Below are 23,047 nucleotides of genomic sequence, written 5' to 3' on the forward strand. Positions count from 1 at the left end.
AATTATTTAACTATTTCTGTTGAAATATGAAATAAAGCATCACCTTGATAAACAATAGGAGATTCATTTATATTAAACACGTAACCATCATGTTTAGCTTTTACAAAATGATTAAATTTTCCGTAAGGATCTGTAATATTACCAATGGTGTCACCTTCTTTTATATACTGCCCTAAATCTACATTAGCTTTAAACATACCAGAAAAGCTAGCGCGTTGCCATTTGCTATCTAATATTTTTATACATGCTTTTTTAGGCTCAGAAACATTATATTTTTTTCTTAGCATGCCAAAGTGATTTAGGATGCGTTTGGCGCCATTAACACCTGTGTTAGTGACTGTTTTGTCTATATGAAACGATTTTCCGCCTTCAAAAAGAAGGATAGGTTTACCAAGTTCGTTACATGTTTTTCTAAATGATTTGTTTAGGTTTTTAGAGTACAAAATAAATGGCGCTCCAAATATTTCTGCCATAACATCATCATCTTCATTACCAGGAGCAATACGTATTTGAGGTGCATTAAACCTAAAAGCGCCACCGGTATGAAAATCGACAATAAAGTCTACTTCAGGTATAATTTCGTTTACTAAAGTATGAGCAACACGACTGGCTAAAGAGCCATTTTTTATTCCAGGAAAAACACGATTTAAGTCTCTACCATCAGGAAATTCGCGTTCCATATTAATAAATCCAAAGATGTTTAAAACAGGAATACAAATTGTGGTCCCAACTTTAGGTTTATTTATTCCTTTTGAAATTAATTGACGTACAATTTCAATACCATTTACTTCGTCGCCATGTATGCCAGCAGTAAACAAAACTGTAGGTCCAGGTTTTTTAGAGCGTTCTATAATAACAGGAACATCTACTGGAGTACGTGTGTGTAAATGTGCAACATTAAAGCTTAGTTCTGCACTTTTACCTGGTTTAATAATTTCATCTAAAATATGTAAGTCCTTTTGTTGATAAATCATTAAGCGTTACTGTTTCGTTCTAAATAAGTGATAATGCTTTTAGCAATATTTTTTCCTGTAGCTTTTTCTATGCCTTCTAATCCTGGTGTAGAGTTTACTTCTAGCAGTAAAGGTCCTCTTTCAGATTGTAGCATGTCTACGCCGCAAACGGGAAGTTTTAATGCTCTAGAAGCATTCATGGCAAGACGAAGTTCTGCTTCAGAAAGTTTTATGATTTTTGCGCTACCACCACGATGTAAATTAGATCTAAATTCGCCTTCTTTACCTTGGCGTTTCATTGCGCCAACAACTTGACCATCTACTACTAAAGCTCTAAGATCTGCACCTTTGGCTTCTTTAATAAATTCTTGTACAATAACTCTAGCTTGTAACCCATTAAAAGCTTCTAGAACAGATTCGGCAGCATTTTTAGTTTCGGCTAAAACAACACCAAGACCTTGTGTACCTTCTAAAAGTTTAATGATTACAGGCGCGCCACCAACATGGTCTATAACTTCTTCTACATCTCTAGAATAGTTGGTAAATACTGTTTTAGGCATGCCAATTCCTCTTTTACTAAGACGTTGTAAACTTTTTAATTTATCTCTTGATCGTAGGATAGAATCTGAAGTTACTGTAGTAAATACACCCATCATTTCAAATTGTCTTACTACTGCACAACCATAAAATGTAACCGAAGCGCCAATACGTGGTATAACTGCATCTACGTAATCTAAATAGCGATCTTTATAGTAAATTGTTGGTTTTTCTTTTTCAATAATAATATCGCATTTTAAAGGGTCTATAACTTCTACTTTATGACCTCTATTTTCGGCTTCTTCAACTAATCTATCTGTTGAGTATAAACCTGCGTTGCGCGATAGAATAACTATATTCATTCTACTTTTTTATTAAATGATTGGTTTTGTAAATCGACATCAACTAAAAATTTTCGTTTTAAAAATTGCCTGCCTATTAAAACAGGAAACCTCATGTCGCTTCTTGTGCTTAAAGTTAAGTTAATCTTGTAGGTTTTACCAAAAAAAACAACATCAGTTTTTATTTTGTATCGGTTTTCTACAAAGCCATTACTGCTTTTTACATCGGTTAAACTGTACTCTTTAAATAAAACAGGCTCTGATTTTTCGGTTTTATTATCATCAAAAAAGCAAAGTAAACCTTGGTCAGTAAGTGTAATGTTAGAACAATGTATGCTTGATGTGTAAGCGCCAGTATCTATCTTACAATTAATGTTTAATAAATTTAATTTAGGGAAGTCTATACAATCTGTTCTTCCTATAATTTTCTTTGTCATTTTTTTTATTTAAAAGTCGCGCAATGTAGTAAATATAACATTGCTTAAAATTTAATTTTGGTTAAAGTTTTTAATTAAAAACTATTAAATAATTACCTTTGAGTACCACTAGACTTTACACCTATTTACTATTAATTTATGAGTAAAACCAACTTAGATATTCAATTAAAAACCATTCCAGAATCTGCTGGTGTTTATCAGTATTACGACAAAGAAGGTAATATAATTTACGTTGGTAAAGCAAAAAATCTTAAAAAACGTGTAAGTTCTTATTTTACAAAAACACATGATAGTGGTAAAACAAGAGTTTTAGTAAAACGTATTGCAGACATCAAATTTATTGTTGTTGAAACTGAAACGGATGCTTTACTATTAGAAAACAATCTGATAAAAAAGCATAAACCGCGTTACAATGTATTGTTAAAGGACGATAAATCTTATCCATGGATTTGTATCAAAAAAGAACGTTTTCCACGTGTATTTCCAACACGTCGTTTAATCAAAGATGGAAGCGAATATTTTGGGCCTTACACAAGTATGAAAACCGTACATACCTTATTAGATTTAATAAAAGGATTGTATCAATTACGAACTTGTAATTATGATTTAGCCGAAGATAAAATAGAAGACGGTAAGTATAAAGTATGTCTAGAATATCATTTAGGAAACTGTCAAGGTCCTTGTGAAGGCTATCAAACCGAAGAAGATTATCAAGAAAATATAAAGGCAATTCGCGAAATAATTAAAGGAAACTTTAAAGACTCTTTAGGACAATTTAAACAGCAAATGAAGGATTATGCCGAAAAAATGCAGTTTGAAGATGCGCAACGCATTAAAGAAAAAATTGAAGTTTTAGAAAATTATCAGGCAAAATCTACAATTATAAACCCAAGAATAAGTAATGTAGATGTATTTTCTATTGTTAGTGACGAGAGTTTTGGCTATATCAATTTTCTTCAGATATCTTATGGATCCATCATCCGGTCTCACACTTTAGAAATAAAGAAAAAGTTAGACGAAACCGATAAAGAGTTATTAGAATTAGCAATTGTTGAAATAAGAGAACGTTTCAACTCTAAATCAAAAGAAATTTACGTACCTTTTAAGGTAAATATAGGTGAAGAAATTAAAGTAACAGTACCACAACTAGGAGACAAAAAACACATTTTAGATCTGTCTTTAAGAAACGCAAAGTATTATAGAATGGAGCGTTTTAAACAAATAAAGATCACAGATCCAGATCGTCACGCCAATAGGATAATGGCACAAATGAAAGCCGATTTAAGATTATCTGAAGAGCCAAGACATATTGAGTGTTTTGATAACTCTAACATACAAGGGACTAATCCAGTTGCGGCTTGTGTAGTCTTTAAAAACGGTAAACCAAGCAAAAAAGATTACCGCCATTTTAATATTAAAACAGTAGAAGGACCAGACGATTTTGCATCTATGGAAGAAGTTGTTTTCCGTCGTTACAAGCGGTTATTAGAAGAAGAACAACCGTTACCGCAGTTAATAATAATAGATGGAGGTAAGGGACAATTATCTTCAGCATTAAAAAGTTTAGATCTTTTAGGTTTAAGAGGGAAAATTGCTATAATAGGAATTGCAAAACGTTTAGAAGAATTATTTTATCCAAACGATCCAATTCCGTTATATTTAGATAAAAAAAGCGAAACGCTAAAGATTATACAACAATTACGTAACGAAGCTCATAGATTTGGTATAGAGCATCACCGTAATAGACGAAGTAAAAATGCGTTAAATAGTGCTTTAGATACGATACCAGGTATTGGCGAAAAAACTATTGTAGAGTTACTTAAAAAATTTAAATCAACCAAAAGAATAGCTAATGCAAAACTAGATGAGTTAGAAGAAGTAGTAGGCGTATCTAGAGCATCAAAAATTTACAACCATTACCATAAAGAATGAAACCATTTATCATCGCTATTTTGCTATTACTAACTGTAAATACAGTTGTTAATGCCCAAGAAAAAAATATAAAAGAACCAAAAGTAGGTCTAGTTTTAAGCGGTGGAGGCGCTAAAGGATTTGCACATATTGGAGCCTTAAAAGTTATTGATAGTCTAGGAATAAGGGTAGATTATGTTGCAGGAACAAGTATGGGAGCAATTATTGGTTCTTTATACGCATCAGGTTATTCTGGTAAACAGCTAGATTCTATTTTTCAAGGCGTAAATTTTGATAATATTATAACAGACAAACTGCCAAGAGAAGCCAAATCTAATTATGAGAGGGAAATTTCAGAAAAATACGCAGTAACCTTACCATTTGATAATTTTAAGATGAAATTGCCTTCTGCACTCTCAAAAGGACAAAACACTTTTAATTTATTAAGTAAGCTTTTAATTAATGTTTGTAATAAAAAAGATTTTAGTGAGCTTCCTATACCTTTTTTCTGTATCGCAACAGATGTAGAAACTGGTAAACAAGTTGTGCTAGATAAAGGTAATTTGGCACAAGCAGTTAAAGCAAGCGGCGCTTTTCCTTCATTATTTGAACCTGTTTTAATTAAAGATCAATTATTAATAGATGGTGGAGTAGTCAATAACTATCCCATAGAAGAGTTAAGAGCTAAAGGAATAGATATAATTATTGGCGTAGATGTACAAGATGGTTTAGCAAATCGTACAGATTTATCTTCTGCACCAGCAATATTATTTCAAATAAATAATTTTAGAACCATAAATGATATGGTTAAAAAGTCTGAAGAAACAGACATATACATTAAACCAGATATATCTAAATTTACAGTTGTCTCTTTTGATGATGGAAGAGAGATTATTGATAATGGAGAAAAAGCTGCTTTGCAAAATTTAGAACAACTAAATCAATTAAAAGACAAACAGATTAAACCAAGAATAAAAACACAAATACAAAAATCTCCAGATAGCATTAGGCTTAATTATATAGAAACTCACGGTTTAGAAAAATACACCAGGTCTTATGTGTTAGGTAAACTTCAGTTAAGACCATATTCTAAAATAGCTTATAAAGATCTTACTTTGGGAGCAAATAATTTAGTGGCTACTAATAACTTTGATAATTTCTTTTATGAGCTTAAGCCAGAAGAAGACGATGGTTATAAGTTAATAACTAAAGTAAGAGAATCTAAAAAAACCACTTTCTTAAAGTTTGCTTTACATTACGACGATTTATATAAAAGTGCCATTTTAGCTAATATTACTAAAAAGCAGTTTTTGTTAAAAAATGATGTGGCTTCTTTAGATTTTATAGTAGGTGATCATGTAAGATATAATTTTGATTATTTTATTGATAAAGGAATTTATTGGAGTATAGGAGTTAACTCTAGATTTAGCGAGTTTGATAACGGAGTTGTGTCTTCTGCTTTTCTGTCTGAATTAGAAATATCAAGTGCAGGAGTAAATAAAATTAATGCAGAATTATCAGATTTTACCAATCAATTCTTTTTTCAAACGTTGTTTAGAAATGATTTAGTGTTTACTATCGGTGCAGAACATAAAAAACTAAAAGTAAAAACAGAAACAATAATTACTGAAGAAGATGAAGAAGAAACTGTTTTTGAAAATAGTAATTATTTAAGTGTTTTTGGTAGTCTTAAGTTTGATTCTTATGATAGCAAATACTTTCCTACAAGAGGAATGTACTTTAACGCACAAGGTAATTACTACTTATATTCATCAGATTTTGGAGGAGATTTTTCCCCTTTTTCAATCCTAAAAGCAGAAGTAGGTTATGCTTTTAGAGCAACAGATAAATTATCTTTTAATATTACATCAGATGGAGGTTTTAAGATCAACCCTAAAGCAAATAGATTTTTAGACTTTGTATTAGGTGGTTATGGTAATGACTTTATAAATAATTTTAAACCTTTTTATGGTTATGATTTTTTAAGTATTGCTGCAGACTCTTATATCAAAGGATCTGTAAGTTTAGATTATAATTTTGTGCCAAAAAACCATTTAATATTGGCAGCAAATTACGCCAATGTTGAAGATAGATTATTTGATGATGGAGAGTGGTTATCTTGGCCACAATACTCTGGCTATGCTGTTGGATACTCTTTAGAGAGTTTTTTAGGTCCTATAGAAGTTAAATACACATATTCTCCTGATACAAAAAAAGGATTTTGGTTTTTTAATTTAGGATATTGGTTTTAAGTTAAGTTTTTGAAAATCAGTTTGTTTAATCTTAACAAAAAAGACTTTCAAAACTCTAAAAAAAATACGATATTTGAAGTATATGAATACTATTTGGATGCATTTATTATCTCACTTAAAATTTCTTATTAAAAGAAATCCAGAATAGTATTCAATTATCTTAGCTATCAAACAATTAGACGTAGTTCTAATATTTCATTAATAAAAAATATTAAAAATGCCATTTTATCATAAATTAGGCAAGATACCGCCTAAACGCCATACACAGTTTAGAAAACCTGATGGGTCTCTATATTCAGAGCAACTATTTGGTACTATTGGCTTTGATGGTATGTCTACAAATTCATATCACGAGCATGCGCCTACAAAAGTAAAAGCAATTAAAAAGCAATACAGTGTAGCACCTAAAATAGCCAAATCAAATAATATACAATCTTATAGGTTTAGAGGTTTTCAAGTAAAACCAGAAAATGATTATTTAGAAAGCAGAAAAACAGTATTAACTAATAGTGATTGTAGTATTATACTGTCTGCGCCAAAACAATCTACTAAAGATTATTTTTATAAAAATACTGATGCAGACGAGCTTATTTTTATCCATAAAGGAACAGGTAAGTTACGTACTATGCTAGGTAATTTAGATTTTAAATACGGAGATTATCTATTAGTACCAAGAGGTATAATTTACAAACTAGATTTTGATACAGAAGATAATAGGTTATTTATTGTAGAGTCAAGAAGACCGATTTACACTCCAAAACGTTACCGTAACTGGTTTGGTCAATTATTAGAGCATTCTCCATTTTGCGAGCGCGATTTGCGTCAACCACAAGAGTTAGAAACTTATAATGAAGAAGGAGAGTTTTTAATCAAAGTAAAAAAACAAGATGATATTTTTGATATGGTTTATGCAACACATCCTTTTGATGTTGTAGGTTACGATGGTTACAACTATCCATATGCATTTTCTATACATGATTTCGAGCCAATAACAGGACGTATACATCAACCGCCACCAGTACATCAGACTTTTGAAACAGACGCATTTGTAGTTTGTAGTTTTGTGCCAAGATTATACGATTATCATCCAGACTCAATTCCTGCACCATATAATCATAGTAATATAGATAGTGATGAGGTATTGTATTACGTAGACGGAGATTTTATGAGTCGTAATGATATTGATGCAGGTCACATTAGTTTGCATCCAGCAGGTATACCACATGGACCACATCCTGGTGCTGTAGAACGAAGCATAGGAAAAGTTAAAACAGACGAATTAGCAGTAATGGTTGACACATTTAAACCGTTACAAGTAACAGAAGAAGCATTAAAAATAGCAGACGAAGATTATTTTAAATCTTGGTTATAAATAAAGACAAACAATGAGTAAAGAAATAAAATCAGTAGATTACGGTTTAGAAAAAATATTTGATGGCGCGCAAGATTTTCTTCCGCTTTTAGGTACAGATTACGTAGAGTTTTACGTAGGTAATGCAAAACAAGCAGCACATTTTTATAAAACAGCATTTGGATTTCAATCTTATGCTTACAAAGGATTAGAAACAGGCTCTAAAGAGTCTGTAAGTTATGTTTTAAAACAAGACAAAATAAGACTTGTTTTAACAACACCTTTAAACAGTAAATCACCAATTAATGATCATATAGTAAAACACGGTGATGGTGTAAAGGTTGTAGCGCTTTGGGTTGAAGATGCAAGAAAATCTTATGAAGAAACTACAAAAAGAGGTGCAAAATCTTTTATGGAACCAACGGTTGAAAAAGATGAATTCGGTGAAGTAGTTAGAGCAGGTATTTATACCTATGGAGAAACCGTTCATATGTTTGTAGAACGTAAAAACTACAACGGACAATTTTTACCTGGTTTCGAAAAATGGGAAAGCGATTACAATCCAGAACCAGTAGGTCTAAAATACATAGACCATATGGTAGGAAATGTAGGTTGGGGAGAAATGAATACTTGGGTAAAATGGTACGAAGATGTAATGGGCTTTGTTAACTTTTTATCTTTTGATGACAAACAAATTCATACCGAATATTCTGCTTTAATGAGTAAAGTGATGAGTAATGGTAATGGTCGTATAAAATTCCCTATCAATGAGCCAGCCGAAGGTATAAAACGTTCTCAAATTGAAGAATATTTAGACTTTTACGAAGGACCAGGTGTGCAACATATAGCTGTTGCAACAGACGATATTATTACAACAGTATCACAATTAAAAGCAAGAGGTGTAGAGTTTTTATCAACGCCACCAGAAGAATATTATAAAGCAGTACCAGGAAGATTAGAAGAATTTAGTCACGAGCTAAGAGAAGATATCGAAACACTTAGAGGTTTAGGTATTATGATAGATGCCGATGATGAAGGATATCTACTTCAAATTTTCACAAAACCTGTAGAAGACAGACCAACATTATTCTTTGAAATCATACAGCGTATGGGCGCACGTGGTTTTGGAGCAGGTAACTTTAAAGCTTTGTTTGAGTCTATAGAAAGAGAGCAAGCAAAAAGAGGTACACTTTAATATATGTTTACTTTTTAATAATAAAAAAATGCCATCAAATGTATAGATGGCATTTTTTTGTTTTATATTTTTGGAATAGTAATTGTAATACTACATTTAAATAAAGATGTTTAAGCTAATTAAGTGTTACAAATACAATATGTTATGAAAAGAATTTTACCAATTATAATATGTCTCTTAGCATTGCAATTAACTAATGCACAAGAGTCATCTTTTAAAAAAGGCGAATGGTTTAAATTTAAAATGAGCTATAGCGGTTTTTTAAAAGCAGGTAATGCCACACTACAAGTAAATGAAACCGTTTTAGACGGAAAACAAGTGTATCATGTTGTTGGTAAAGGCTGGACAACAGGAGCAATAAAATGGTTTTTTAAAGTAGAGGATAGGTATGAAAGTTATTTTGATAAACGATCTATTGTGCCTTATAAGTTTATCAGAAAAATTGATGAAGGAGGACATAAAAAAGATATCGAAATCACTTTTGATCAAGACAAAAAAGAAGCACTAGTACATAATAAAAAACATAATACTAAAAAGTCATTTACAACAAAACCAAACATCCAAGATATGGTGTCAACTTTTTATTATTTAAGAAATAATATAGACACCAAAAATTTAAAAGTAGGCGATGAGGTTAAGTTAGATATGTTTTTTGACGAAGAAAATTATGGTTTTAAACTGAAGTATTTGGGTAGAGAAAATTTAGATACAAAATTTGGAGAAGTAGATGCTTTAATATTTAGACCCTATGTAATGGCTGGTCGTGTATTTAAAGAAGAAGAAAGTTTAACACTTTGGGTATCTAATGATAAAAATAAAATACCTTTGCGCATCAAAGCAGACCTTGCTGTAGGATCATTAAGAGCAGATTTAGAAGCTTTTAAAGGGCTAAAGCATCAATTTAAAATATTAGTAGAAGATTAATCGATGAGTGCTGACCAAAAAATTATAGATCAATTAGATAAAAAATATTCAGATTTAGATCAAAATCTAAATACACATTTAGAAGGCTTGCTACACAGTAAGCCTATAGATTATTGGGACTATATCCAAACAGATGCCCTATTAAATTTACAAATAAAACGAACAACATTACCAGATGAAATGGTTTTCATCCTTTATCATCAAGTTAATGAATTGTTGTTTAAAATGATACTTTGGGAAATAGACCAAGTTGCAAATAAAAAAGACATAACAGCAGCATTTTTTGAAACTAAAATAATGCGAATAAGTCGTTATTTTGATGTCTTAACTTCATCCTTTACCGTAATGAAAGACGGTATGGATATAGAACAATACAATAAGTTTAGAAATACACTTACGCCAGCTAGCGGATTTCAATCTGCACAATACAGGAAAATAGAATTTGCTTCTACCGAGCTAATAAACTTAATAGATAATCGTTTTAGAGAAACTATTGACAGAAATACCTCTTTTGAACACGCTTTTGAACATTTGTATTGGCAAGCTGCAGGAAAAGACTACAAAACAGGTAAAAAAAGTTATACATTAACAGTTTTCGAGCAGAAATACAAAGACGAATTTATTAGATTTGCAGAATTCTATAACACACACAACCTGTGGACCATTTTTAAAAGTTTACCACAAGATGTTAAAGAAGATAAAGATTTAATAAAAGCAATGCGCCACTACGATTATACCGTAAACATCACTTGGGTTATGGCACATTACAATACCGCAAAACACTATTTAAACATAGGCGGTAAAACAGCAGAAGCAACAGGAGGAAGCGAATGGGTAAAGTACATGCATCCAAAATATCAAAGAAGAATATTTTTTCCAGACTTATGGAGCAAGCAAGAGTTAGAAGATTGGGGCAAAAATGTTTAGTAATACTAGCTTTAGCATTACTAAGTATAGCCTGCAAAAACGAAGTAAAAGAACCTATACAAACCGTTGAGGTTATAGAGCCAGAAGAAGTGTATGAGTTTGGTTTTAATCTTAAAGATTATTTTGTAAAAAGAGATACTATTAGAAAAGGTGATAGCTTTGGAGAAATACTTCAACGTAATCAAATAGACTATTCAAAAATATTTCAAATAGCACAGCTAACAAAAGATAGTTTTGATATTACCAAGCTTCAAATAGGCAAGCCTTATACTTTATTGTGTTCTAACGATTCTTTAAAAGAACCAAAATGTTTTATTTATCAACCTACAAAAACAGATTATGTGGTTGTTAATTTTCAAGACTCAATTCACGCATATTCTTCAACAAAACCTATAAAATATGTCGAAAAAGAAGTGTCTGGAATTATAGAATCTAACATTTCAGAAGCATTAGATAAACAAGGAAAAAGCGTCATCTTAGCTTATAAAATGAGTGATGTTTATGCTTGGACAATAGACTTTTTTAGGCTTCAGAAAAACGATAAATTTAAAGTAATTTATACAGAAAAATATATAGACGACAGTATTTATGCAGGAATAGACCAAATTAAAGCTGCTTATTTTGAACATAAAGGCGAGCCGTTTTACGCATTTCAGTTCGAAACAGATACTGTAAAAGGGTTAAAAGACTATTTTTCTGAGGACGCAAAAAACCTTCGTCGTGCATTCTTAAAAGCACCTGTAGAGTATAAACGTATTTCATCTAGATACAATTTAAATAGACGTATAGCACTTTACGGAAATCGTGTAAGACCACACAAAGGGACCGATTTTGCTGCAGATATTGGTACGCCAATTCGATCTACAGCTAACGGAACTGTAATAGAATCTGCTAGAAGAGGCGGTAACGGTAATTATGTAAAAGTTAAACACAACTCTACTTACACAACACAATATTTACACATGCGTAATCGTGCTGTAAAAGTTGGTGATTTTGTAAAACAAGGAGACATTATTGGATATGTTGGGATGACGGGTAATACATCTGGACCACATGTTTGTTATCGTTTCTGGAAAAACGGAAAACAAGTTGATCCTTTCAAACAAAAACTGCCAGAAGCAGAGCCTATATCAGACAGTTTAAAAGCAGAATATTTAAAGTTTATAAAACCTATAAAAATTCAATTAGATAATATAGAATACAATTATCCTATAGAAACTGAAGAGCAGGTTTTAGAGATACAAACCAATCAAGATAACGCAATTACATATACCAAATAATGGCATTACCTACAGTTAATCCTACAACTACAAAAGCTTGGGAAAATTTACAAAAGCATTTTGATCAAGTAAAAAATTTAAAAATGAAAAATTTGTTTGCAGAAGATGCAAACAGAGCAAATAATCTAACTGTAAAATGGGAAGATTTTTACGTAGATTTTTCTAAAAATAGAATAACTGAAGAAACCCTAAAACACCTTTTACAACTTGCAGAAGAGTGTAATTTAAGAGAAGCAATTAACGCTCAGTTTAACGGAGAAGCTATAAATAAAACCGAAGGAAGAGCTGTTTTACATACCGCATTAAGAGCAGATAAAGACGCTGTTTTTAAGGTGAATGGTGTTAATGTAATGCCAGAAGTTTTTGAGGTAAAATCAAAAATTGAAAAATTCACCAAACAAGTCACTTCGGGCGAATTAAAGGGATATACTGGTAAAGCGTTTACAGATGTTGTAAATATAGGTATTGGTGGAAGCGATTTAGGTCCAGCAATGGTTGTGGATTCATTACAATATTATAAAAACCATTTAACAACACACTTTGTAAGTAACGTAGATGGAGATCATGTTAATGAAGTTATAAAAAAACTAAACCCAGAAACTACTTTATTTGTTATTGTTTCTAAAACATTTACAACTCAAGAAACATTATCAAACGCAACCACCATTAAAAATTGGTTTTTACAACATGGTAAAGAAGAAGATGTTGCAAAACATTTTGTTGCGGTGTCTACTAATATTCAAAAAGTTAAAGATTTTGGTATAGATGCTAATAATATTTTCCCGATGTGGGAATGGGTTGGCGGTCGTTTTTCACTATGGAGTGCAGTAGGATTATCAATCAGTTTAGCAGTTGGGTTTGACAATTTTAATAGCCTTTTAAAAGGAGCAAATAAAATGGATAACCATTTTAAAAGTGAATCTTTTGAAAGTAATATACCCGTTATTTTAGCCTTACTAAGTATTTGGTATAACAACTTCTTTAAAGCAGAAAGTGAAGCCATTATTCCATATTCTCAATACTTAAACCAATTTGCAACATACCTTCAGCAAGGTATCATGGAAAGCAACGGTAAAAGTATTGACAGAAACGGAAATAGAGTAGATTACCAAACAGGTACTATTATTTGGGGAGAACCAGGTACAAATTCGCAACATGCCTTTTTTCAGTTAATACATCAAGGTACAAAGTTAATTCCAGCAGATTTTATTGGATTTGCACAATCACTTCATGGTAATCAAGACCATCAAGATAAATTAATGTCTAATTACTTCGCGCAAACAGAAGCATTATTAAACGGAAAAACTAAAGAAGAAGTTATTGCTGAGTTTAAAGAAAAAAATGCATCTGAGGAAGAAATTTCAACTTTAACACCTTTCAAAGTTTTTGAAGGAAACAAACCAACTAACTCCATTTTCATTAATAAATTAACACCTGAAAGTTTAGGTAAGTTAATAGCTATGTATGAACATAAAATATTTGTACAAGGTATTATTTGGAATATTTATAGCTACGATCAATTTGGTGTTGAGTTAGGAAAACAATTAGCAAACAAAATCTTAAGTGAGTTTGGTGCAGAAAATAATGCTGTACATGATAGCTCTACAACTAACCTTATTAACCATTTTGAGGCTCTTAAATAATTGTTAAAAAAATGTGTATATCTATGTTTATCAAATTGTTGGGTGATTTAAAAGTTGTTTAGTTTTGTAAAATGCAAATATTGTTAACATTAAGTTAATGTTACATCTATAATTAGTAGTAATTTTGCATCAAATTTTGAAAACAAACAATTTTTAATTCAACATGATGAAAAACAAAATTCAATTTATGTTTTTGGCAGTAGCATTAATGTTTACTGCATTTACAATGGCTCAAAGTACAGTAACGGGTACTGTTCTTGACTCAGAAATCAATAGCCCTTTGCCAAGTGCAAGTGTTATGGAAAAAGGTACTTCTAATGGTACTACAACTGATTTTGATGGTAACTTTACTTTAAAAACTCAATCAGAGTCAGGAGAAATCGTAATATCTTACGTAGGTTATGAATCAATAACTTTAACTTTTAACGGAAGTAAAAACTTAGGTAAAGTTTCTTTAGCTCCAGATAATTCTTTAGAAGAAGTTGTTATCATCGGAACTGGAGTTATTGATTTAGCAGCAGGAAGAGAAACTCCTGTAGCAGTTTCTACAATTAGAGGTAAAGACATCCAATTAAAAGCAGCTGGTAACGTAGAGTTTGGTGAAGCTATGAAAAACACTCCATCTGTTTACGTTTCTAACCAAGCTGGAGGATTTGGAGATAGTCAGATTTTCTTAAGAGGTTTTGATCAAACTAATACAGCTTACTTATTAAACGGACAACCAATTAATGGTATGGAAGACGGTAGAATGTATTGGTCAAACTGGTCAGGTATGAGTGATGTTGCAAACGCGGTGCAAGTACAACGTGGTTTAGGAGCATCAAAATTAGCTATATCTTCAGTAGGAGGTACAGTTAATATCGTATCTAAAACTACAGATAACAAAGAAGGTGGTTTTGTAAGATTATTAGGAGGTAACGATAGTTACGGAAAAATTACAGCAACTTACAGTTCTGGTTTAAAAGAAAGCGGATGGGCTTATACAGTATTAGTAGACCACTGGCAAGCACACAGAAAATACTCTGAAGGAACAGCAGGTCAAGGTCAAAATTATTTATTTTCTGTGGGTTATAAGCCAAACGAAGTACACTCGTTCAACTTCTTGTTAACAGGAGCACCACAATGGCACGATCAAAATTTCTCAGACGATTTAGAAAACTATGAAAGATATGGTGATAAATATAACGGTAACTCAGGGTTTTTAGACGGAGAGCGTTATACAGAAAGAAGAAACTATTACCACAAGCCAGTAGCAAACTTAAACTGGGATTTTAATATTAATGAAAAATTAGACTTATCTACTGTGTTATATGCATCATGGGGACGTGGTGGAGGAACCGGAGGTCTTGGTAGAGGAAGAGTAAGAAATGATGCAAACGGACTTATTGATTTTGATCAAATAGTTGAAAATAACATTGATTCTGCAACTGATGGTGTTGGTAACTTTGGAGATTCTTATTTAAGAAGATCTTCTGTAAACAACCACAACTGGTACGGTTTATTATCTAACTTAAATGTAGAATTAAATGAAAATTGGTCATTTAATGTTGGTGCTGATGGAAGAACTTATAGAGGTGATCACTTTAGACAAATTAATGATTTCTTAGGTTTATCAGGTTATAATGATAACTACTTAACAGATAGACCATCAGATTATGTATTGACTGAAAGTTTTGAAGCTAACCCATGGTCTGCTTTATTTGACTTTGCAGATGAAGATCAAAGATATGACCGTGATTACTCAGAGACTATTAATTACTTAGGAGGTTTTGGTCAAGTTGAATTTACTCAAGGTGGTTTTTCAGCATTCTTCCAAGGAGCATTATCTACTCAATCTTACCAGAGAGAAGGTCGTTTAGTTGGTGTAGGTGACGGTTTAGGTAAATCTGAAAAAATAACTAAAACTGGTTATAATTTAAAAGGTGGTTTAGGGTATAAAATTGACGATAAGCATGCATTCTTTGCTAACGCAGGTTTTTACTCTCGTCAACCATTCTTAGATAATATCTTTGCTAACATTAGATATTCAAATGCTTTAGTAGAGCCAGAAATTGATAATGAAGAAATTTCAAGTATCGAAGGTGGTTATAGATTTAAAGGTAAAGAATGGAGAGTAAATGTAGACGTTTATTCAACAAGATGGAGTAACAGATTCTTAGGATTTGGTACTGATTTAGCTGGTCCTGACGGAACTTTAGGTAATGCTGATGACGAGTTTGGTAACTACAGAATTACAGATGTAACTCAGGTGCACAACGGTGTAGAATTTGATTTTGAATACAGACCTATGGCTTCTTTCTTAAGCTTTAGAGGATATGGTTCTATCGGAAACTGGAAATATGATGGAGAAACTCCTTATACTTTACAAAACGATGATACAGGTGAATTCTTAATTACAGATGGTAAAGTTGATTTAACAGACGTAAAAGTTGGTAACGCTCCTCAAACTTCATTTGGTGCTGGTATTAGAGCTAAATTACTAAAAGGACTTTCTGTAGATTTAGATTATAACATCTACACAGATTTATATGAGTTTGTTGACGTAGAAGAAGTTGCAACTGCTGCTTTAGCAGGTAACCAATACTCTTCTGTAAGACTACCTGCTTATACTCTTGCAGATGCAGGTTTAACTTATAACTTTGATTTAGGGTCTAACAAAATGACTTTTAGAGCTAATGTTTACAACCTTTTCAATGCAGACTATATTAACCAAAGAGATGCTTTTGGTTACTACTTAGGTATTGGAAGAACGTTTAACGCTAGCTTAAGATATAACTTCTAATTCTATTAAAAAGAATTAAATTTAAAACCGCTTCTGTAAAGAAGCGGTTTTTTTATGCAATATAATTACTACCTTTATAGCCTAATTAATTTAAAAAAAAATATATGTATTCAACAGTAAAAATGTTACACTCTTATTGGGCATACTTAGTGTTTTTTATGCTAGTTATAGCAACCATAAACGCACTATATAAAACCTTTACAAATAAAGAATATGAAGCAAGAGATTTTAGAATTTCTTTGTTTACCTTAATTGTTTCTCATATTCAATTCTTAATAGGAATTATTTTATGGTTTGTTGCTGATTACTTTGGAGAAATGAGCATGGGAGAAATCATGAAAAATAGCGCCATACGTAATGTAGCTGTAGAACATCCTGTAGCAATGTTATTAGCTATAGCATTTATTACTATAGGATACTCAAAACATAAGAAAAAACTAACTTCAGCAAAAAAACTAAAAACTATTGCTATATTTTACTCTATCGCATTAATATTAGTATTGGCTAAAATACCTTGGTCTACTTGGTTTTAAAATATAAAAAAAGCGAGCTATATAGCTCGCTTTTTTGTTTAAATTATTATCGATATTTATTTATCGTTGTTCTTTTTGTCTTCAAGTTCTTTAATTAGATAGACATAAACAGGAAAGTGATCACTAAAACCATTGGTAAATCCACCATCTGCAAAACTTCTTAACGGGTAACCTTCCCAACGTCCTTTTTTATTTACTAAGTAGTTTTCATTAAAGATACCAGCTCTATAGTAAGTCCAATTTGTATAATCTTTCTTTAAAAAAGGCTCTGTTAACATAATTTGATCAAATAAACTCCAAGCATCTCTATAAGCAGTAGTACCTAATCCTTCTTTTTTAAACATGTCTATGTACGGGTTGTAAATACCTTTAAAGTCTACCTTCTTTTTATTTCTTTCTGCTTTTAAAACGTCCTTAACACTAGCGTTGGTAGGATCATCGTTTAAATCTCCCATTGTTATTATTTTAGCATATGGATCTATAGATTGTAAGCTGTCAATAATACGCTTGTTTAACTTAGCAGCAGCAACTCTTTTTGGTCTACTTCTAGCCTCTCCGCCACGTCTTGAAGGCCAATGGTTAACGATAAAATGCATTTTCTCGCCTTCAAGTTCACCAGATACTAATAATTGGTCTCTTGTGTTTATACGTTTTCTTGTTTCATCATCATAAATCTTTAAAGTATGTGTGCTTCTTGATGTTACTTGAAATAATTTTTTTTGATAAAGTAAAGCAACGTCAATACCTCTGTTGTCAGGAGAGTTAAAGTGAACAATACCATAATCTTTACCTAAAAGTAATGGGTCGTTTACTACATCTTCAAGGACGTTAACGTTTTCTATCTCGCAAACGCCAATAATTGCAGGAGAGTTTCTAGTAAAGTCAGATCCAATTTCTGAAATTACTCTAGCCATATTATGTACTTTCTTCTTGTATATGTCTTGACGGTTTGCTTTAATTTCCATCATTGGACTTGCCTCATCATTTTTTGTAGGATCATTGATGGTGTCAAATAAATTTTCAAGATTATAAAAAGCAACAGTGTGGATTTTAAACTTTTTCTTTTCTTGTGCATTTACATTTATAATACTAATAAATAGTAGTGCAAATAGTAGGTAATTAAAATGTTTCATTAAAAAGTGTTTGTTACGTTTTTGTTATGTTATTTACAAAACTCCTGCCAAAAGTAGATATTTATTATAAATAATGTAAATTTGCAAGCCTTAAATAATAATTATTTAATGGTAAAACAAAGTTTTAACAACAAATTCACTTATGAAAAAAAGTTTTTTATTTTTCTTATTTGGAGTTTTTTCAACGTTTACAGTGCTTGCGCAGCAAACTATTGTAAAAGGTAGTGTAAAAGATGCCGTAACCGATGAACCAATTCCGGATGTAACAGTAACAATTGAAGAGTCTAACTTAACAACTAAAACAGATGCTTTTGGTCAATTTGCTTTTAATCAAAACCTACCTTTAGGAGAGCAGATTCTTAAAATTGAAAAAGTAGATTATACCACAAAAAGATATCCTATCGTGGTTAATGAAGGTAAAACATTAGATATACAAGATATGACTTTATCTTATAATGCTAGTGATAAAAAAGACCTTTATATCATTTCTATTTCTGATGATCAGTTAAATAGTGAAGATGATGGATTAACAAGTAATGTATCCGGACTATTACAATCATCTAGAGATGTATTTTTAAATGCTGCTGCATTTGATTTTAGTGCAACTTTTTTTAGACCAAGAGGATTAGATAACGCTAATGGAAAAGTGTTGATCAATGGTTTAGAAATGAACAAACAAGCAACCGGAAGACCACAATGGGGAAATTGGGGAGGAATTAATGATTTACAACGTAATCAAGAATTCTCAATGGGTAGTACGCCTAACGATTATAACTTTGGTGATTTAGCAGGTACAAATAACATTGTTATGCGTGCTTCTAAATATCGTGAAGGTGGTCGTTTATCTTTTGCTTCTGCAAATAGAAGTTACGAAGGGCGTATAATGGCAAGCTATAACTCTGGACTAATGGAAGACGGATGGGCATATAGCCTTTTAGCTTCAAGAAGATTTGGTGATGGTGGTTATATTGACGGAACACTTTATGATGCAAACTCTTTTGTTGCTGTAGTCGAAAAGAAAATTAATGATAAACACAGCTTAAACTTCACGTCTATCTACGCACAAAACAGAAGAGGTAGATCAACAGCTATTACAGAAGAAGTTTTTAGATTAAAAGGAAGACAATACAACCCATTTTGGGGAGATTTAAATGGAGATATAAGAAACTCTAGAATTAGAAGAATTGAAGAACCAATCCTAATGTTAAATCACTATTGGGATATTTCAGAAAAAACATCTATAAACACAAACATAGGTTACCAATTTGGACAAATAGGTAATACAAGAATAGATAACGGAGGAACAAGGTTAGTTAGATTTAATGGTCAAGATAGTTATATTGGAGGAGCTAGAAATACAGATCCAACTTACTATCAAAACTTACCAAGCTATCATTTAAATGTTGATGGTGGTCCAACAGCTTACGATTACGAACAAGCATACATCGCGCAACAAAATTTTGTAAACGATGGTCAATTTGATTGGAATGCATTATACACAGCAAATTCAACTTTTGAAAACTCTGTATATGCAGTACAAGAAGATAGAATAGACGATAAGCAGTTAATGGCTAATATTATTTTAGCTTCAGAATTATCAGACAATATCAGATTAAATGCATCTGTTAACTACAGAAATCTTAAAAGTGAAAACTTTGCAGAAGTATCAGACTTATTAGGTGGATCAGGATATTTAGATGTAGACTTTTTCTCTGATGAGCCAGCACAAAATACAGACGGAACTTTAACAACAGCTCAATCTGATGTTAGAAACCCAAACAGAATTGCTAGAGAAGGAGATAGATATAAGTATAACTATGAAATTGATGCTAACGTATTAAGCGGTTTTGCACAAGCAGTATTTAAGTACAGTAAAGTAGATTTTTATTTAGGAGGAAGCATTTCTAAAACAGATTACCAAAGAACAGGTTTATTTGAAAACGGATATTTTGTAGGTAACTCTTTTGGTAAAGGTCCAAAAGTAGAATTTGAAAACTTTGGTGCTAAAGCAGGTTTAACATATAAAATTTCTGGACGTCACTTATTAGATTTTAACGGTGTATACATGACTAAAGCACCAAGTATTAGAAACACGTTTGCAAACGTAAGACAATCTAATATGTTATTACAAGATGTAGATAGCGAAAAAATAACAAGTGTAGATGCAAGTTATATTTTCCGTTCTCCAATAGTTAAAGCTAGACTTACAGGTTTTTACTCTACAACAGAAGACGGAACAGATACAGGTTTCTTCTTTAGTGAAGGTGCAGGAAACAACTTAGTGCAAGAAGCAATTACAAATATCGAAACTCAACGTATAGGAGGAGAATTAGGTATAGAAGCACAAGTAACACCAACAATTAAATTAAAAGGTGCCGCATCTTTTGGTCAATACATTTATAACAACAATCCAAACTTAACTTATTACAGTCAAGAATTTGGAACAGGTACAGCTCAATTTGGTGACGGTACAACCAACTTAAAAAACTTACACGTTGCTGGTGGACCAGAAAGAGCTTTCCAAATAGGTTTTGAATATAGAGATCCAGACTATTGGAATATAGGTGTAACAGCAAACCATTTCTCTAACGCTTATGTAGATCCTAGTGCATTAAAAAGAAGTGCTGCTTTCGTAACAGACCCAGAATTATATTCAGAAACTCAATTTCAAGATAATACCCAAGGAGGTCAAAATTACGTAGTTACTGGAGGAGAAATAAATGAAGTAGATCCTACAGTTGCAAAGCAACTATTACAACAAGAACAATTTGACGATTATATGTTAGTAAACGTTATAGGAGGTAAATCTTGGAAAGTAAATGATTACTTTATCGGATTTTTTGCTACAATAAATAACGTATTTAATCAAGAGTATCGTACAGGTGGTTTTGAGCAATCAAGACGTGTGGATTACAGAAGTCAGTTGCAAGAACAAACAAATCCAAACGGACCTGTTTTTGGTAATCGTTATTTTTATGGTAACGGAACTACTTATTATTTAAATGTTTACGTAAGATTTTAATATATTTATAGAAAAAAATAATTCAAGAAAAGATGAAAAAAATAAATTTAAACAAAATAGCAGTACTTTTAGTAAGCTTAGTTGTACTAACAGGCTGTGTTGAAGACGATAACTTTGATGTACCTTCAACAATCGAAGGGATTTCAGAATACCCAAATACAGATGCAGAATTTAATACTTTAAGTGGTGTTTTAGGTGCATTTGGTAGTAACGGTAACGAAGCATACACTTATGAAGCAGCTAGCGAAACAGTATCAGAAAAATATACAGTAGGTTATGTTGTGTCTAGTGATGAAGGTGGAAACTTTTATAAGCAATTAGTAATCCAAGACGCACCAGAAAATCCAACTGCTGCAATTGTAGTACAAGTAGATAAAAACCCATTATTTACTCAATACGAATTTGGTAGAAAAGTATATGTTAAGCTTAACGGATTGACTGTAGGTGAAAGTAACGGAGTATTACAATTAGGTCGTCTTAATGGAGATCAAATAGATGAAATAGCTAGCACATTAGTACCAAATCATATTATTAGAACTAGTGAAGTTGCAACTATTGTACCTAAAGAAGTGTCAATATCTCAGTTTAGTGATGCTCTAGAAAGTCAATATATCAGATTAAATAACATGCAATTTAATAGTAATCTTGTAGTAGGTAATACAACTACATTTGCTTCTGAAACTAATGACAGTTTTGATGGAGAGCGTTTACTAGAAAGTTGTGAAACAGGAAGTAGTGTAATTTTAAGTACAAGTACTTTCTCAGATTTTAAAGGACTACCATTACCAGCAAATAGAGGTAGTATTGATGGTGTATTAACTAGAGATTATTTTGATGATTTTTACACAATTTACATCAACACACCAGAAGCAATTAACTTTGATAATGACTTAAGATGTGATCCATTATTTGAAGACGATTTTTCTGCAGGAAACTTAGATAAATGGACACCTTACAACGTTACAGGAACACAAGAGTGGTATTACAATACTTTTGGTAACCCAGATGATAGTGCAACAATGTCTGGTTTTTCTGGAGGAGCACAAACTAATGAAGATTGGTTAATCTCTTTACCAATTGACTTATCAAATACACCAAGTGCTTTCTTAACATTCCAAACTGTAAAAAGATACGATGGTAACGATATAGAAGTATTTTATGCTACAGACTATAACGGTGGTGACCCAACTACAGATGGTACTTGGGTAGCGTTATCACCAACTTTAGATACTAACACTGGTAGTTGGTCTTCTTGGACTGACTCAGGATCTTTAGATCTTTCTGCTGCTGCAGGTGGTAATGTTTTTATTGCATTTAAATATACATCTACAAGTTCTGCTGCTGCAACTTGGGAGATTGATAATGTAAAAGTTTCTGCAGAATAATAAATTCCTAAGAACATTAAAAAATAAAAAAACCTGCTATATTTAGCAGGTTTTTTATTTCAACATATGACAACATTTGATCAATTTTTCTTTGCTATATTTTCTGCATTTAAACCTAAGTTTAAACAAAAAGCTAACAGTATTGCCTTATTTTATATTTCAATACTTCAAATCGCTTTATTATTTGTTATAGGTGCTTTTCTTGTAACGTTTCTTAGTAAGATGCATGTTAAAACAATGTCTACATCTAGTATGTGGACGTTATTCATCATATTTTCAATAATCATTCACCTTAAAAACTGGATGAAGTACAATGGTAAAAGCCGAAAGGTTTTAAACGCAAAATTCAATAAAAGTAAAAACAGCTATAATACAAGTATACTTTTATTATTACCTATAGGTTGTATTATTTTAGGATTAATTCTTTTAAAAAGTTTTTGA

At 31.7% G+C, this 23,047-nt stretch carries 17 protein-coding genes; 13 read left to right on the top strand and 4 right to left on the bottom strand.

The window, feature by feature from the left end; genetic code table 11:
- Positions 1–2: 2 nt before the first annotated feature.
- The 3 genes from INR78_RS06390 to INR78_RS06400 are packed head-to-tail and all read right to left on the bottom strand — an operon-like array spanning position 3 to position 2,268.
- Positions 3–974 carry a succinylglutamate desuccinylase/aspartoacylase family protein gene (locus INR78_RS06390; protein WP_223077949.1) on the bottom strand — a complete coding sequence of 324 codons (972 nt, stop codon included), beginning with the start codon at positions 972–974 and terminating at the stop codon, positions 3–5.
- Positions 974–1,852, bottom strand: coding sequence for a 30S ribosomal protein S6--L-glutamate ligase (rimK, locus tag INR78_RS06395; protein WP_106677232.1), 879 nt, complete (start codon positions 1,850–1,852; stop codon positions 974–976). Before rimK ends, INR78_RS06390 begins: the two co-directional genes overlap by 1 nt.
- Complete coding sequence (locus INR78_RS06400; protein ID WP_027879601.1) at positions 1,849–2,268, bottom strand: RimK/LysX family protein; 420 nt, start codon at positions 2,266–2,268, stop codon at positions 1,849–1,851. Before INR78_RS06400 ends, rimK begins: the two co-directional genes overlap by 4 nt.
- 138 nt (positions 2,269–2,406) lie before the next feature.
- Between INR78_RS06400 and uvrC the strand changes: the two genes are divergently transcribed.
- The 10 genes from uvrC (at position 2,407) to INR78_RS06450 (ending at position 17,066) form a co-directional block, all read left to right on the top strand.
- The gene (uvrC, locus tag INR78_RS06405; protein WP_027879600.1) at positions 2,407–4,200 is read left to right on the top strand and encodes an excinuclease ABC subunit UvrC; all 1,794 of its coding nucleotides are present in this window, start codon (positions 2,407–2,409) and stop codon (positions 4,198–4,200) included.
- On the top strand, positions 4,197–6,431 hold the full coding sequence (locus tag INR78_RS06410) for a patatin-like phospholipase family protein (protein ID WP_223077950.1): 2,235 nt from the start codon (positions 4,197–4,199) through the stop codon (positions 6,429–6,431). Before uvrC ends, INR78_RS06410 begins: the two co-directional genes overlap by 4 nt.
- Positions 6,432–6,648: 217 nt before the next feature.
- Positions 6,649–7,803 carry a homogentisate 1,2-dioxygenase gene (locus tag INR78_RS06415; RefSeq protein WP_106677236.1) on the top strand — a complete coding sequence of 385 codons (1,155 nt, stop codon included), beginning with the start codon at positions 6,649–6,651 and terminating at the stop codon, positions 7,801–7,803.
- A 13-nt stretch (positions 7,804–7,816) separates the two neighbouring features.
- Entirely contained in the window at positions 7,817–8,977 is a 1,161-nt protein-coding gene (gene hppD, locus INR78_RS06420; RefSeq protein WP_223077951.1) for a 4-hydroxyphenylpyruvate dioxygenase, read from the top strand.
- A 144-nt stretch (positions 8,978–9,121) separates the two neighbouring features.
- On the top strand, positions 9,122–9,901 hold the full coding sequence (locus tag INR78_RS06425; protein ID WP_027879596.1) for a DUF3108 domain-containing protein: 780 nt from the start codon (positions 9,122–9,124) through the stop codon (positions 9,899–9,901).
- A 3-nt stretch (positions 9,902–9,904) separates the two neighbouring features.
- Complete coding sequence (locus INR78_RS06430) at positions 9,905–10,828, top strand: tryptophan 2,3-dioxygenase family protein (RefSeq protein WP_027879595.1); 924 nt, start codon at positions 9,905–9,907, stop codon at positions 10,826–10,828.
- Entirely contained in the window at positions 10,786–12,108 is a 1,323-nt protein-coding gene (locus INR78_RS06435; RefSeq protein ID WP_223077952.1) for a peptidoglycan DD-metalloendopeptidase family protein, read from the top strand. The genes INR78_RS06430 and INR78_RS06435 overlap by 43 nt, the downstream gene beginning before the upstream one ends.
- Entirely contained in the window at positions 12,108–13,751 is a 1,644-nt protein-coding gene (pgi, locus tag INR78_RS06440; protein ID WP_223077953.1) for a glucose-6-phosphate isomerase, read from the top strand. Before INR78_RS06435 ends, pgi begins: the two co-directional genes overlap by 1 nt.
- A 166-nt stretch (positions 13,752–13,917) precedes the next feature.
- Positions 13,918–16,533, top strand: a complete 2,616-nt coding sequence (locus INR78_RS06445) for a carboxypeptidase-like regulatory domain-containing protein (RefSeq protein ID WP_223077954.1) — start codon at positions 13,918–13,920, stop codon at positions 16,531–16,533.
- A gap of 104 nt (positions 16,534–16,637) precedes the next feature.
- On the top strand, positions 16,638–17,066 hold the full coding sequence (locus INR78_RS06450; RefSeq protein WP_223077955.1) for a hypothetical protein: 429 nt from the start codon (positions 16,638–16,640) through the stop codon (positions 17,064–17,066).
- Positions 17,067–17,122: 56 nt separating this feature from the next.
- Here the strand turns inward: INR78_RS06450 and INR78_RS06455 are convergent, their stop codons facing one another.
- Entirely contained in the window at positions 17,123–18,199 is a 1,077-nt protein-coding gene (locus INR78_RS06455) for an endonuclease/exonuclease/phosphatase family protein (protein ID WP_223077956.1), read from the bottom strand.
- A gap of 142 nt (positions 18,200–18,341) precedes the next feature.
- On the opposite strand from INR78_RS06455, the gene INR78_RS06460 reads away from it, so the two are divergent.
- From INR78_RS06460 to INR78_RS06470, 3 genes are all read left to right on the top strand, one after another.
- The gene (locus INR78_RS06460; RefSeq protein WP_223077957.1) at positions 18,342–21,221 is read left to right on the top strand and encodes a carboxypeptidase regulatory-like domain-containing protein; all 2,880 of its coding nucleotides are present in this window, start codon (positions 18,342–18,344) and stop codon (positions 21,219–21,221) included.
- Between the two features lie 32 nt (positions 21,222–21,253).
- Positions 21,254–22,606 (top strand): DUF5689 domain-containing protein, encoded by a 1,353-nt coding sequence (locus INR78_RS06465; protein WP_223077958.1) that lies wholly within the window; start codon positions 21,254–21,256, stop codon positions 22,604–22,606.
- A 66-nt stretch (positions 22,607–22,672) separates the two neighbouring features.
- Complete coding sequence (locus INR78_RS06470) at positions 22,673–23,047, top strand: hypothetical protein (protein WP_223077959.1); 375 nt, start codon at positions 22,673–22,675, stop codon at positions 23,045–23,047.

Origin of the sequence: Mesoflavibacter sp. SCSIO 43206, assembly GCF_019904215.1 — a bacterium.
Taxonomy (GTDB): Bacteria; Bacteroidota; Bacteroidia; order Flavobacteriales; family Flavobacteriaceae; genus Mesoflavibacter; species Mesoflavibacter zeaxanthinifaciens.